General features: G+C 48.8%; 13 protein-coding genes and 2 pseudogenes. 13 read left to right on the top strand and 2 right to left on the bottom strand.

Annotation, left to right across the window (positions count from 1 at the left end):
* The 13 genes and pseudogenes from CUS_RS11680 to CUS_RS11740 form a co-directional block, all read left to right on the top strand.
* Positions 1-412: pseudogene (locus CUS_RS11680) on the top strand (methyltransferase); the annotation flags it as partial.
* A gap of 204 nt (positions 413-616) precedes the next feature.
* On the top strand, positions 617-1,063 hold the full coding sequence (locus CUS_RS11685; RefSeq protein ID WP_037277226.1) for an RNA polymerase sigma factor: 447 nt from the start codon (positions 617-619) through the stop codon (positions 1,061-1,063).
* Complete coding sequence (locus CUS_RS11690; protein WP_037277232.1) at positions 1,053-1,256, top strand: helix-turn-helix domain-containing protein; 204 nt, start codon at positions 1,053-1,055, stop codon at positions 1,254-1,256. Before CUS_RS11685 ends, CUS_RS11690 begins: the two co-directional genes overlap by 11 nt.
* 627 nt (positions 1,257-1,883) lie before the next feature.
* The gene (locus CUS_RS11700) at positions 1,884-2,282 is read left to right on the top strand and encodes a plasmid mobilization protein (RefSeq protein ID WP_037277235.1); all 399 of its coding nucleotides are present in this window, start codon (positions 1,884-1,886) and stop codon (positions 2,280-2,282) included.
* Positions 2,254-3,885, top strand: coding sequence for a relaxase/mobilization nuclease domain-containing protein (locus tag CUS_RS11705; protein ID WP_002851056.1), 1,632 nt, complete (start codon positions 2,254-2,256; stop codon positions 3,883-3,885). Before CUS_RS11700 ends, CUS_RS11705 begins: the two co-directional genes overlap by 29 nt.
* Entirely contained in the window at positions 3,875-4,231 is a 357-nt protein-coding gene (locus CUS_RS19255; protein WP_002851050.1) for a cysteine-rich VLP protein, read from the top strand. Before CUS_RS11705 ends, CUS_RS19255 begins: the two co-directional genes overlap by 11 nt.
* Positions 4,232-4,343: 112 nt before the next feature.
* Complete coding sequence (locus CUS_RS11710; RefSeq protein WP_002850992.1) at positions 4,344-5,108, top strand: phage replisome organizer N-terminal domain-containing protein; 765 nt, start codon at positions 4,344-4,346, stop codon at positions 5,106-5,108.
* Positions 5,109-5,170: 62 nt separating this feature from the next.
* The gene (locus CUS_RS11715; RefSeq protein WP_002851075.1) at positions 5,171-6,016 is read left to right on the top strand and encodes an ATP-binding protein; all 846 of its coding nucleotides are present in this window, start codon (positions 5,171-5,173) and stop codon (positions 6,014-6,016) included.
* Entirely contained in the window at positions 6,013-6,207 is a 195-nt protein-coding gene (locus tag CUS_RS11720) for a transposon-encoded TnpW family protein (protein WP_002851043.1), read from the top strand. Before CUS_RS11715 ends, CUS_RS11720 begins: the two co-directional genes overlap by 4 nt.
* Positions 6,208-6,340: 133 nt before the next feature.
* A complete protein-coding gene (locus tag CUS_RS11725) occupies positions 6,341-7,966 on the top strand; it encodes a recombinase family protein (protein ID WP_002851054.1) in 1,626 nt (541 codons plus the stop codon).
* Between the two features lie 525 nt (positions 7,967-8,491).
* Complete coding sequence (locus tag CUS_RS11730; protein ID WP_002851020.1) at positions 8,492-8,845, top strand: hypothetical protein; 354 nt, start codon at positions 8,492-8,494, stop codon at positions 8,843-8,845.
* A 160-nt stretch (positions 8,846-9,005) separates the two neighbouring features.
* On the top strand, positions 9,006-9,185 hold the full coding sequence (locus CUS_RS11735) for a transposon-encoded TnpW family protein (protein ID WP_037277238.1): 180 nt from the start codon (positions 9,006-9,008) through the stop codon (positions 9,183-9,185).
* 114 nt (positions 9,186-9,299) lie between these two features.
* Entirely contained in the window at positions 9,300-10,925 is a 1,626-nt protein-coding gene (locus CUS_RS11740; RefSeq protein ID WP_002851040.1) for a recombinase family protein, read from the top strand.
* A 51-nt stretch (positions 10,926-10,976) separates the two neighbouring features.
* On the opposite strand, the pseudogene CUS_RS20795 reads toward CUS_RS11740, so the two are convergent.
* Positions 10,977-11,099 (bottom strand): annotated as a pseudogene (locus tag CUS_RS20795) (Maff2 family mobile element protein); the annotation flags it as partial.
* 283 nt (positions 11,100-11,382) lie between these two features.
* Positions 11,383-13,431, bottom strand: coding sequence for a VirD4-like conjugal transfer protein, CD1115 family (locus tag CUS_RS18690; protein WP_227945365.1), 2,049 nt, complete (start codon positions 13,429-13,431; stop codon positions 11,383-11,385).
* Positions 13,432-13,448: the final 17 nt, after the last annotated feature.

A 13,448-nucleotide genomic window follows, 5' to 3' on the forward strand; every position in this document is an offset into this window, starting at 1 on the left:
AGCGGATGCGACCAATAGAGAAAGTATATTAGAATTAAAAAGAAATCGAGCCTTTACGAAAGCAGTTTCTAATATGGCAATTATGGATATTACGGATATTGAACCACTTCTTATGGCTGTTTATGAACTGTTGGAGGAAAGCGGAATTTTTGTCTTTGCAACGCAACACCCTTGTTTTATCACGTTGACTGAAAAATATATGACACCGCACAGTTACTATGGTATAGCGATTGAAGGGCAACCGGAGGAGCAGATTTATTATCATCGTTCCATACAAGATATTTTTAACCTTTGTTTTAGAGCTGGATTTGTCATTGATGGATTTTATGAAGAATGTTTCAAAAACAACAAAGAAATTCCTATGGTAATGATAGTAAGGCTTAAAAAGGTAAAACGTGATAGCTTAAAATAAATTCAAGTTTGTTGGGTAAATAGCAAACCCGGCCGAGCCAGTCAACGGTCAAGATGAACGGGCTTCGCCCGCCGTTGACAGCCCCGCCCGGTTTTGCAGTTAGGCAGTCAAGGAGCGACAGCCTAAAGTGCTGCCGCCCCTTACTATCATAAAAAGCAACTACTAACCAGCCACAGCCCTTTTGGGAGGAAAGGGGGATTTTCCTTGACCTGTACAGAAGAATATCGGGAACATATCGAGTACACTTTCCATGCCTTTTGCAAAGTCGTTATCCGAAATGCAACGATCAACGCAGCGAGGACACGGAGCAGGAAGCACAAAAGAAAAATATCCCTTGAATACCTCACAGATGAAAAGCACTACCCTTTAGGCACGACAGATGAATATTTCCAAGCCCCGGAGCCGGACGAGGAATACATACTTACCCTTTGCGGAGATACCGTCATTTTCAGCAGCGGCTTACTTGCGGAAGCCCTGTCACGGCTGGACGAACGGGAGCGGGAAATGATTTACCTGTCCTTTTTCAAGCGTATTCCACAGCACGAAATTGGCAGACAGTACGGGCGCAGCCGCAGCACAGCGGGCTATCATATCCGAAAAGCCCTGCGGCAGCTCCAAGCGGAAATGGAGGGAATGGCACATGAGGAATAACAGGCTTCTCCCCTATGAAACAATCGTCCAAGCCGTCAGCGGGGAGCCGGAAGCGGTGGGAACCGTGTTGCAGTATTACAGCCGCCGAATACAATGCGCCGCCCGTGTGAATGGACGGGTAGACCAAGATACAGAGGACTACATCACCCAGACGCTTCTCACAGCTATTTTCAAGTTCCGCTTTGGGAGATAGCCCTACCGCCTACAACTGAATAACCGCCGCTTCGCCGGCAACCAGAAAGCAGTAAATCTATTCAACGGATTTGCTGCTTTTTTTCGTTCCTGTTCGGCGTTTTTGAAAATCCCCAGTATGAAAAAACAAAAGGGAAAATAGCCGCCGCAGTTGGCAAAATCCTTTTCCTATCCGTGGAGGGTATCAAAGAAAAAAATACTGCCATTGTCCGCCTTTTCCGGCTTGCGTGGTGTTGTAGGGAATAGAGGGGAAATTCTAAAAATCTCCGTCCATTCTGCTTTGAGTGGTGTTGTAGGTAGTGAACAAGAAAATTTTCAAGATATGCCGGAATAGCGGGTAGCAAAGCCCTTTTGAAACGTCTTGTTAGCGGAAAGGACGGGAGTCGGGGAACGCCGGAGTTTTTCAGAGCAAGATTCTACCACAGTACCAAATTTCGCTTATCGCTCATTTTGTCCTGCGGGAATCTTGTTGGGGTTGCCACCCCAAGCCCGCCTTATTGCGGCTTGCGCCGCTTGAAAAAATCCCGCAAAAACTTTTTCGGATTTTTTCAAAAACACTTCCGCTTTTGCCCCTGTTTTTCTCCCATTAGTGAGGGGGACACCATGAACAGAAAGGAGGTCACAGACCATGCGAAAAAAATATAACACGCCCCACCGAAGCCGGGTAATCAAGACACGCTTGACTGGGGAGGAATACGCCGAGTTTTCCGAGCGTGTTTCCTTTTGCCAGATGAGCCAAGCCGAATATATCCGGCAAGCCCTAACCAAGTCAAGGATACGCCCGGTCATTACCGTTTCCCCGGTCAATGATGGAATGCTCTCTGCCGTTGGGAAACTCACAGCCGAGTATGGCAAGATAGGCGGGAATTTGAACCAGATTGCCCGCTGCCTGAACGAGTACGGCGCACCCTATAACGCCCTCTCCAATGAGGTACGAGCCGCCATAGCGGAGCTTGCCGCCTTGAAGTTTGAAGTCTTGCAGAAAGTGGGTGAAGCTGTTGGCAACGTTCAAACATATCAGCTCTAAAAATGCCGACTATGGGGCTGCCGAACAGTACCTAACCTTTGAGCATGACGAATTTACCATGAAGCCCACACTGGACGGAAACGGGAGACTTATCCCCCGTGACGATTACCGCATTTCCTCTCTGAATTGCGGCGGGGAAGATTTCGCCATAGCCTGTATGCGCTCCAATCTGAAATACGGTAAGAACCAAAAGCGGGAGGACGTAAAGAGCCACCACTATATCATTTCCTTTGACCCCCGTGACGCACAGGACAACGGCTTGACCGTAGACAAAGCGCAGGAGTTAGGCGAGCGGTACTGTAAAGAGCATTTCCCCGGACACCAAGCCCTTATATGCACCCACCCGGACGGTCACAACCACAGCGGCAATATCCATGTGCATATCGTAATCAATTCTTTGCGGATTGAGGAAGTACCCTTGCTTCCCTACATGGACAGACCAGCGGACACAAAGGCAGGCTGCAAGCACCGCTGCACGGACGCAGCTATGGAGTATTTCAAAGCGGAAGTCATGGAGATGTGCCACCGGGAAAACCTCTATCAGATTGATTTACTGAATGGGAGCAAGAACCGTGTCACCGAGCGGGAATATTGGGTGAAACGGAAAGGACAAGCCGCACTGGATAAAGAGAACGCTTCCCTTGCCGCCAAAGGAGAGCCGCCCAAACTTACAAAATTTGAAACCGACAAAGAGAAGCTGCGCAGCGTGATCCGTGCCGCCCTGTCTTCTGCCATTTCTTTTGAGGACTTTTCCGGGAAGCTGTTACAACAGGGAGTGACCGTCAAGGAGAGCCGGGGGAGATTGTCATATCTCACGCCGGACAGGACGAAGCCAATCACCGCCCGGAAATTAGGTGATGATTTTGACCGTGCCGCCGTACTGGAAACACTCACCATAAACGCACAGAACGCCGCAAGAGCCGCCGAAAAGCCTTTACCCCAACAGGAATACCCCCGCAGCCTAAAAGACCGTTTACAGCGGAATAAAGCCGCCATAAACGCCCTGAAACAGGACAGCGTTCAACGCATGGTAGACCGGGAAGCAAAACGGGCAGAGGGGAAAGGCGCAGGATATGACCGCTGGGCGGCAGTCCACAACCTAAAGCAAATGGCGGCGACCATGAGCATTTACGAGGAATCCGGCTTTTCTTCCCCGGAGGAACTGGAAGCCGCCCTTGCTACTGCCAGCGCAGAACTGAACAGCGTCCATGCCGAACTGAAAGCCGTGGAAAGCACTTTGCGGGAGAAAAAGGACTTGCAGAAACAGCTATTAGCCTACATCAAGACCAAGCCCGCCCGTGACGGGCTGAAAGCACAGAAAACGGAGAAAGCCCGGAGAGCCTACCGGGAACAGAACGAAAGCGATTTTATCATAGCCGAAGCCGCCACCCGGTATTTCAAGGCAAAGGGCATTTCCAAGCTGCCAGCGACCAAAGTGTTACAAGCCGAGATTGAACAGCTAATGAGGGAGAAAAACAGCTTATACAACGAATACCGGGAAAAACGGGAGCGCACCACAGAATTACAGACCATAAAGAACAATATCGACCAGATTTTAAGGCGTGAGCCGGAACGGGGAAAGGCGAAAGACCATGAAAGATAAGATACCAAGAATGGACTACCAGCAGCACCGAGCGGCGTGTCGTCTTGTGCATGAGTGCTGTAATTACGATAACGGCAACTGTATCTTGCTGGATAGCGGCGAGCCTTGCGTATGTGTGCAGAGTATCAGCTATTCGCTTCTCTGCCGCTGGTTCATTGCCGCCGCCCTGCTCCACCAGGCAGACAGGAAACTCTGTACCGAGTGCGGCGGGTATTTTCTCCCCAAATCAAACCGGGGGAAATACTGCCCGGATTGTTCCGCAAGGGTGCGCCGCCGGAAAGAAGCCGAGCGTCAGCGGAAAAGATACCACCTTTCTACGCATTTAGGCTATGAAAGAAGCCCGTAAATCAAGGCTTTTTTGACCGCCCTCAACGGGTATGCGATACATTTATCCTTTATCCCCGGAAACGGCGTTCTAAAGCGTAACAGAAGCCCAAAACAGAACCAAAGGAGGAACAATGTCAGACAACCGCAAATATTACTACCTAAAGCTGAAAGAGAGCTATTTTGACGAGGACGCTATCGTGCTGCTGGAAAGTATGCAGGACGGTATGCTCTACTCAAACATTCTCCTGAAGCTGTACCTAAAATCACTGAAAAACGGGGGAAAGCTCCAGCTTGACGAGAATATCCCCTACACCGCACAGATGATAGCCACAATCACCCGCCAGCAGGTCGGCACAGTCGAGAGGGCTTTGCAGATTTTTATGAAGCTGGGGCTTGTAGAGCCTTTGCAGAACGGGGCTTTGTACATGAGCAACATAGAGCTTTTAATCGGTCAGTCCTCTACCGAGGGGGAGCGCAAACGCCGTGCAAGGCGGGCTTTGCAGGAGCAGAAGGCACTCCCGGAAGCCGTGGCGGACAAACGTCCACCATACAGGGCGGACATTTGTCCACCAGAGATAGAGATAGAGAAAGAGATAGATATAGAGTTAGAGATAAAGAGAGAGGGAGAGATAAAAAGCGGACAGACCGCCCGCACCCCTTTGGGCAGATACGAAAATGTATTCCTGTCAGAGAAAGAGCTTGCAGAGCTGCAAACGGAACTTCCCGGCAAATGGGAGTATTACATAGACCGCTTATCCGGCTATATCGCTTCCACCGGGAAGAAATACAAGAACCATGCCGCCACTATCCGGCGCTGGGCGGCTGATGATAAGGCAAAGGGGAAGCCGAAAAAGGGAATCCCCGATTATTCCTGCAAAGAGGGCGAGAGCCTTTGACAACTGAAACAAAACGCCCCGTAAACAGGGCGTAAAAGACCATGAACAAGGAGGACGATTTTATGAGTGATTATAATAACGCCATTTTCCGGCTTGCCACGGAAGCAGAGCCGGAGGACTACACCGGGGAGGACGGGCTTTTATACTGCGGGAAGTGCCGCCAGCCCAAAGAAGCCTACTTCCCGGAGGGCAAGAGCCTTTTCGGACGTGACCGCCACCCCAAAGAATGTGACTGCCAGCGGAAACGCCGGGAAACACTGGAAGCCGCAGACCGGGAACGGAAACACCGGGAGGAAGTGGAACGGCTGAAAAGAAAGGGCTTCACCGACCCGGCTATGAGGGAATGGACTTTTGAGAACGACAACGGGAAATGCCCCCAAATGCACAACGCCCATTCCTATGTGGAGCGTTGGGAGCAGATAAAGGAGGAAAACCACGGCTTGATTTTGTGGGGGAATGTCGGCACGGGCAAGAGCTATTTTGCCGGGTGTATCGCCAATGCCCTTATGGAGCGTGAGGTTTCCGTGTGCATGACAAACTTTGCCTTGATACTCAATGACCTTGCCGCCAGCTTCAAAGACCGCAACGAATACATATCCCGCCTTTGCAGCTTCCCTCTGCTTATCCTTGACGATTTCGGCATGGAGCGGGGAACTGAATACGGGCTTGAACAGGTCTACAACGTGATAGACAGCCGATACCGATGCGGAAAGCCGCTGATTGTCACCACAAATTTAACGCTGGAAGAATTACAGAACCCGGAGGACACGCCCCATGCCCGGATTTATGACCGCCTTTCGGAAATGTGTACCCCTGTCCGTTTTACCGGGGAAAATTTCAGAAAAGCCACCGCACAGGCGAAAATGGAACGTCTTAAAACGCTGCTGAACAGAAAGGAGAGCCTATGACCGACACCCCAAACAGAAGCACCACCACCACCCGCCGCCCGGATTGCGTTACAGAGATACGCAGAGGGAACACTGTACTTGTCGTGTCCGGCTACTTCAAACAAGGCACTACCGCTACCGCCGCCGACAAAATGATGAAAGTGCTGGAAGCGGAAACTGCCGCCGGGGAAAGAGCCGCCAGTGCCATGTAGAGTGACATTCCTTGTTAAAAACCAAGCGACATTATGTGACATAAAGTAGCAAAAAGGACTGTACAGCCAGCCCCGCCCTATGGTATAATAGACCTACGGAATAGTGGGCTGGCTGTCGGAAACGGAGGATATTATGTCAGGACAGACCACCCAAACACTTATTACCGCCCTTTATCCGAGATTATCCCATGAGGACGAGCTGCAAGGCGAGAGCAATTCAATCAGCAACCAGAAGCGAATCCTTGAAAACTACGCCAAACAGAACGGCTTCCGCAATCTGAAATGGTACACGGACGACGGTTATTCCGGGGCAAATTTCCAAAGACCCGGCTTTCAATCCATGCTTGCCGACATTGAAGCGGGGCTTGTGGGAACGGTCATAGTAAAAGATATGTCACGGTTAGGGCGCAACTACTTACAAGTGGGAATGTACACGGAAATGATTTTCCCACAGAAAAATGTCCGTTTTATTGCTATCAATGACGGCGTTGACAGCGCACAGGGCGACAATGATTTTGCCCCTCTGCGGAACATTTTTAACGAATGGCTGGTGAGGGATACGAGCAAGAAAATCAAGGCAGTCAAGAGGTCAAAAGGCATGAGCGGGAAGCCCGTCACAAGCAAGCCCGTATATGGCTACCTCATGGACGAGGACGAAAATTTCATCATTGACGAGGAAGCCGCCCCGGTAGTGAAGCAGATATACAGCTTATGCCTTGCCGGGAACGGACCGACCAAGATAGCCCGTATGCTTACGGAGCAGGAAATCCCCACGCCGGGAACGCTGGAATACCGCCGGACGGGAAGCACACGCCGCTACCACCCCGGTTATGAGTGCAGGTGGGCGACAAACACCGTGGCGCATATCCTTGAAAACCGGGAATACACGGGCTGCCTTGTGAACTTCAAGACCGAGAAAGTGTCCTATAAGGTCAAGCAGAGCAGGGAGAACCCGGAAGAAAAACAGGTAATCTTTGAGAACCACCACGGAGCAATCATTGACCGGGAAACATGGGAGCGTGTGCAGGAGTTACGCAAGCAGCGCAAACGCCCCAACCGCTATGATGAAGTGGGCTTGTTCTCCGGCATAGTCTTTTGTGCCGACTGCGGCAGCGTCATGTACCAGCAACGCTATCAGACGGACAAACGGCGGCAGGACTGCTATATCTGCGGCAGCTACAAGAAGCGCACGGCAGACTGTACGGCGCACTTTATCCGCACCGACCTGTTGACCGAGGGAGTGACCGAGAGCTTACGGCAGGTCACCAGCTACGCCGCAAAGCATGAAGCCCGGTTTATGAAGCTCTTGACCGAGCAGAACGAGGACGGGAGCAAACGCCGGAACGCCGCCAGGAAGAAAGAGCTGGAAGCGGCAGAAAAACGGATTGCGGAACTCTCTGCTATCTTCAAGCGGCTGTATGAGGACAGCGTGACCGGGCGCATATCGGACGAGCGTTTCACGGAACTTTCGGCAGACTATGAAGCGGAGCAAAAGGAACTGAAAGAAAAAGCCGCCGTTCTGCAGGGGGAGCTTTCAAGGACGCTGGAAGCCACGGCAAACGCTGAAAAGTTTATGAAAGTCGTCCGCAAGTACACCAGCTTTGAGGAACTCACCCCTACCCTGTTACGGGAGTTTGTGGAGAAGATAGTCGTCCACGAATCGGAAGCCCTTGACGGGAAACGCCGGGGAAAGCTCCGCAGACAGGAAATCGAAATCTATTATTCTTTTGTCGGCAAGGTAGAGCTGCCCGATACATAAAGCCCGACCTGTCCGGCAGTCAGCCGGATAGGAACGGCAAAATTTTTTACACTTCTTTTACTTCTTTATCTCACATGAGCAAATAAAGAACGCTTTAAGCAGGACAAGGCTAAGTACATAACTGAAAATCTCGATCACAAAAAATGGAGTACACGATTAGATGAAGAATTGTTTATCCGGTTTTTAGAGTTTTATGATTCAGCTATAAAATGATGTTCAACAGAAAACTGCATATCATAATAGAATATGGAAATTGGATTCCATGAATTTCAGTAAACGCACGACTTCTGATTTATCTTGGCAACAATCCTCTCAACTTACAAAACTGAATAACCCTACAAGCTGTGTGAGCGAATTTCCGCTCCGCAGCTTTTTCTTTTCCCCCGTAACAATGTGTCGAACTGGATAATGCAAGTGAAACAGAAAGTTTGAGCGCAATATCAATAGACATTGAACTGCGTTTCGCGCTATAATATTAACATAGGGTATTATCCCTAAATCCAATAAAAATGTTAGGTGATGTGAATGCGTGGTAATCTGAAAGACAACCAGGCGAAGCTCGACAGCTACGAGAAGTCTATCAAGGCAGCTCTCGAACGTAAACGCAAGGTCATCATGGAGAGCAAGCAGATCGCTTACGATATGCTCTCTGAGCTTTACGGCTTAGAGGGACAGGCTCTTGTCGATACTGCAACCATAGAGCATACGCTGATCGGTAAGCTGACCGCAAGCGGTATGACCTATGACAAGATCGCTGAGCTTGCTGACGATAGCTCTGCCGATACCAACGGCGATGAGGACGATGATTCCGACAGCGACGATAATGCCGACTATCAGACTACGTTCTTCGATAACAAGCACACTCCGTATTCGGATTAACATATATCCGACAACAAGACGATAGCTGTGAGAGGGACGGCAGCAATGCCGTTCCGCACGGCTGTATTCACAAACATCAACCATGAGGGTGAGAGATATAAAGCGATGCCCTCAGACCTATAAGCGTAGATATAGATAAGCTCAAGGAGATAAATTCGCTATGAATGAAACAACAACTGCCGCGGTTGCGGTAACAGATAACGTGTCCGAGTATCATATCGGGCATACGATTTACAGAGTGAAAACCGTCTTTAACCCGGCTTTTCGGCAAAGCCTGAGTGACATACTTGCAAGGCTCATCACGGCTGACTGCGAGAAAATGCTCGGTGATAATGAATAGGAACAGGACAAGCAGGCTGTGTGAAATTTTAGCTTGGTGCGTATTGACTTTTTCGGCAATGCGCGCTAAACTATTATCATAGCTTGCTGTATTCTGTCGGAAAGCGAGGTTAATATGACAGACAAGATAACAGCTTTATACTGCCGTCTTTCACAAGATGATATGTTGGACGGCGAGAGCAACAGTATCACCAACCAGAAAGCAATTTTACAGAAATTCGCTGAGGACAACGGCTTTCCCAATCCGACTTTCTATGTCGATGACGGAGTAAGCGGCACGACTTGGGAGCGTGAGGGTTTCAAAGCGATGATGTCGGACATTGAGGACGGCAAGGTCGCTACGGTAATCACTAAGGATTTGAGCCGTTTAGGTCGTGATTACCTGAAAACAGGTGAACTGATCGAAATGGTGTTCCCCGACTACGATGTGCGTTACATTGCGGTCAACGATAATGTCGATACGGCGAAATCCGAGAACGAACTGCTTGCTTTCAAAAATATCTTTAATGACTGGTACGCCCGTGATTGCAGTAAGAAGATTCGTGCGGTGTTCAGGGCAAAAGGTCAATCGGGCAAGCACCTGTGTCCGCCCGTGTACGGCTACAAGAAGTCGGATACCGACAAGAATCTGTGGGTAATCGACGAGCCTGCTGCTGAGGTGGTACGCAAGATTTTCAAGCTCTGCATTAAAGGTTACGGTCCGGTGCAGATCGCAAGGATTTTGACAGAGCAAGGCATACCAACACCGACTGCCTACGCATTGTCGCAAGGTCGTGACAACGGCAGACATAACGCAAAAACATACCGCTGGGGAGCGCAGACAATTGCCCATATCCTTGAACGCTACGAATACTGCGGTCACACGGTCAATTTCCGCACAAAGATGAAGTCTTACAAGGTGCATAAGATCGTCTACAATCCGCAGGACGAGTGGCAGATCTTCGAGAATACGCAAGAACCTATCATCACGCAGCAGACCTTTGACTTGGTGCAGGAGCTTCGCAAGCACAAGCGCAGACCGCAGCGCTCTGAGGTGGTCAATCCGTTCGCAGGAATGGTTTACTGTGCCAACTGCGGAGAGAAGATGTACCTGAGCCGACGCAAGAACGAGCGCCCCGAACAGGAACATATGCGTTGTTCTACATATGCTAAAGAACAGGATAAATGCACCGTGCATTATATCCGTACTTGCGTACTCAACGAAATTGTCCTCGGTGAGCTGAACAAGCTCCTTGCCACGGTACGTGAGAATGAGGACGAATTTATCCAGACCGCTATGAGCAATTCCGTTCAGCGTAAATCCTCGGAGCTTACTAAGGCGAAAAAGACCTTAAAACAGGCTGAAAAGCGTATCTCTGAACTGGACAAGCTGTTCACCAGACTGTATGAGGACAATGTTCTCGGCAGGCTCTCCGATGAGCGTTTCACGATGATGTCCGCAGGATATGAGGACGAACAGAAACAGCTCAAAGTCACGGTTGCAGAGCTTACCGCATTTGTCGAAACGGCTGAACAGAAGTCCTCCGATGTGACGGCGTTCCTCAAAGTGGTGCATAGATATGAGCATATTGAAACGCTCACGCCTGAGATCATGCACGAACTGGTTGACAAGATCGTAGTCCACGAACCCGACAAGTCCAGTGGAAAGCGTGTGCAGGATATTGAGATACACTTCCGCTTTGATGTGGCGGTGTCCACCATATCCGTTGAAACAGGTAAATATGGAAAAAAGGTCGCATAACCGACGGTGTTATGCGACTACACTAAGGGAGAAAAAACTTCTATATCACTACTGTGCTTTTGCGCCCGGGTTATCATTACCGTAACCTTCCAGAAGGTTTACGATACCCCATACACCAACACCGCCGCCAATCAGGCAGATGACACTCTTGAGAACGGTGCAGGCAGTAGTAATAAAGCTGGAAGTATCAACTTCACCGGTACCAGCCGCAAAAGCCTGCGTTGCACAGGTAGATGCCATTACTCCGGCGATAGTTGCGAACATAGTTGCCTTCTTAGCAAACTTAGCACCCTTAGAAAGCCACTTGTGCTTAGGTGCAGAGGCGGTTGCTGTCTCCATTGCGGTATTCTCCACCGCAGAAATATTCATAGTTTCCATAGGTAAAAAGTCTCCCTCAAATAAAATAAATTCGTCCATTCAGCGTCACCCGATTATCTCTTTTTTATTTTTCGGGTTCTTAGCTGTTTGCCGTATCTCCGTCTATATCTGTTTCGGAGTCGGCATCGTAAACAGCTTCTGCTTCTGCATTTTCTCTTTCTGTCGCATCAGCAGGATAGGTAACTTCCTTTAAGGCGGAACTTGACTTGTCGATCACCCATTGACTTATTTGATCTTTCGGAGAAATATTTGAAACCATCCCACTTCGGTCACTAACAAAACTTTGAATGTCAAACTTTTTCTTCGGATCTGCATCAAGAAGTTCAGAGTAATTTTTGTGTCTTGTTATATCGTATTTATCAGAGAAGAACGGACGCACTCCTCTAAGCTGTAAGATACATTTTCCGCCGTCCATTACGGCTAATTCGTCCTGTGACTTCAACTCCTTTCCGAGTTTCTGATAGTTCATGCCGTAGCTTTCCGACTGACCTCTGTTTGTGGAGGTATTGAAACTGTCGATAGTTTCCTTACCCAAACTTTCAGAGATCTCTTTCAGCGTGGACTTCTCCTTACCACCGAGAAACAGCATCGTATCACAGTTGCCTTCAATTGTGTCTGCATTGTCTTTGTAGATAGCCTTTAGCTGGCTCTTAGCTTGCAAGATGATACTTGCCGATATTTCACGGCTTCGGATAGTCGCTATCAGCTTTTCAAACTGAGGTATCTCACCGATGTTCGCAAACTCGTCCAGGAGACACCGCACATGGTACTGCAATCTGCCGCCGTCGCTGTTGTCAGCTTTGGTACACAGCAGATTGAAAAGTTGTGAATACATGATCGCAACGAGGAAGTTGAACGTTGCGTCAGTATCGGAGATTATTACAAACAGCGCTGACAGCTCATCACCGAGCATATCAAGGTGCAGTTCGTCATACGAAGTTATCTCCAGAACTTCATCTATGGCAAAAGGCGCTAAACGTGTCGAACAGCTAATTAAGATAGACTTAGCCGTTTTGCCTGCGGCAAGTTTGTACGCCTTGTATTGTTTGAGAGCAAATGCGCCGAGCCTTTGCTGTTCGCTTACAGGAGAATTTCTGCTCCAACAGCGGTATTCGTCATAGGCTTGGGCATCATAAGGAAGTTTGCTCTCACTTTCTTCTGTATCATCGGAACTATTAGGGTTTTCCGATTTATCTTTTTCTATTTTTAAGGCTTCGTCAATTTCTTCCTCAGAAGGAAATGTACCATTAAGCCAGCTTTCAAGCATATCGAACTGAATGTCGATAGCGTTCTTAAATTCTTCATCGTCCTCTCTGCATTCGGAAGAATTGATCATTTCTATCAAAGTCTCAAAGTTTCTTTCATCTTCGGGATAGATAGTAAAGATCATTGCAATATACGCCGTATATAACAGCTTCTCAGCCTTTACCCAAAAGTCATCACCACTTGGCTGTTGAGAGGAAGAAGTATTCTTGATCAGGACTTCCACGAATTTGAGTATGTCCTTCTCACGGTTTCTTTCGGAAATATAGGCAAAAGGGTTATAGTGCATGGATTTGGCAAAGTCAATGGTATTAAATACTTTGATAGTGTACGGCTCATAAACAGGCATAGGCTTGCCGTTCTTATCTTTCTTATAGCCGTTTTTGCCGTCCCTCTGATACACTATCTTGCCTTCGCTGTTTCTCAGCGGTCTGCCCCTTGCAAGAAGATGACCGCACTCCACAAGCACCGTACCTTTCGGATCGGTCACTACATAGGAGGAGTGCATCTGCATCAGATTCGGCTTTACGAAAAATCGTGTCTTACCTGAGCCTGAACCGCCGATCACAAGAATGTTCTTGTTTCTCGCAAACTTCGGAGCAGAGGGCTTGCCCATCGTCAGGGATTCTGTTTTCGTGAGGATAACGTTGTTTTCGGGGTTGGATAAGTCCATATAAGGCTCAATATCCTTTTCCGTACCCCATACAGCAGAGCCGTATTCTTCGCCCTGCCTAAACTTCTTCTTGTTTTTCGACTTGACATAGAGGACTAACCTCATCACACCCGCCAGAACCAAGCCGAAAAGAATATCCAACGGGTGTAAACTGGGAAAGACCTTAGCAAAAGCGACCCCGAGATTGCTCATAAAAGGGAGTATCTTCT

Source organism: Hominimerdicola alba 8 (assembly GCF_000178155.2).
GTDB classification, from domain to species: domain Bacteria; phylum Bacillota; class Clostridia; order Oscillospirales; family Ruminococcaceae; genus Hominimerdicola; species Hominimerdicola alba_C.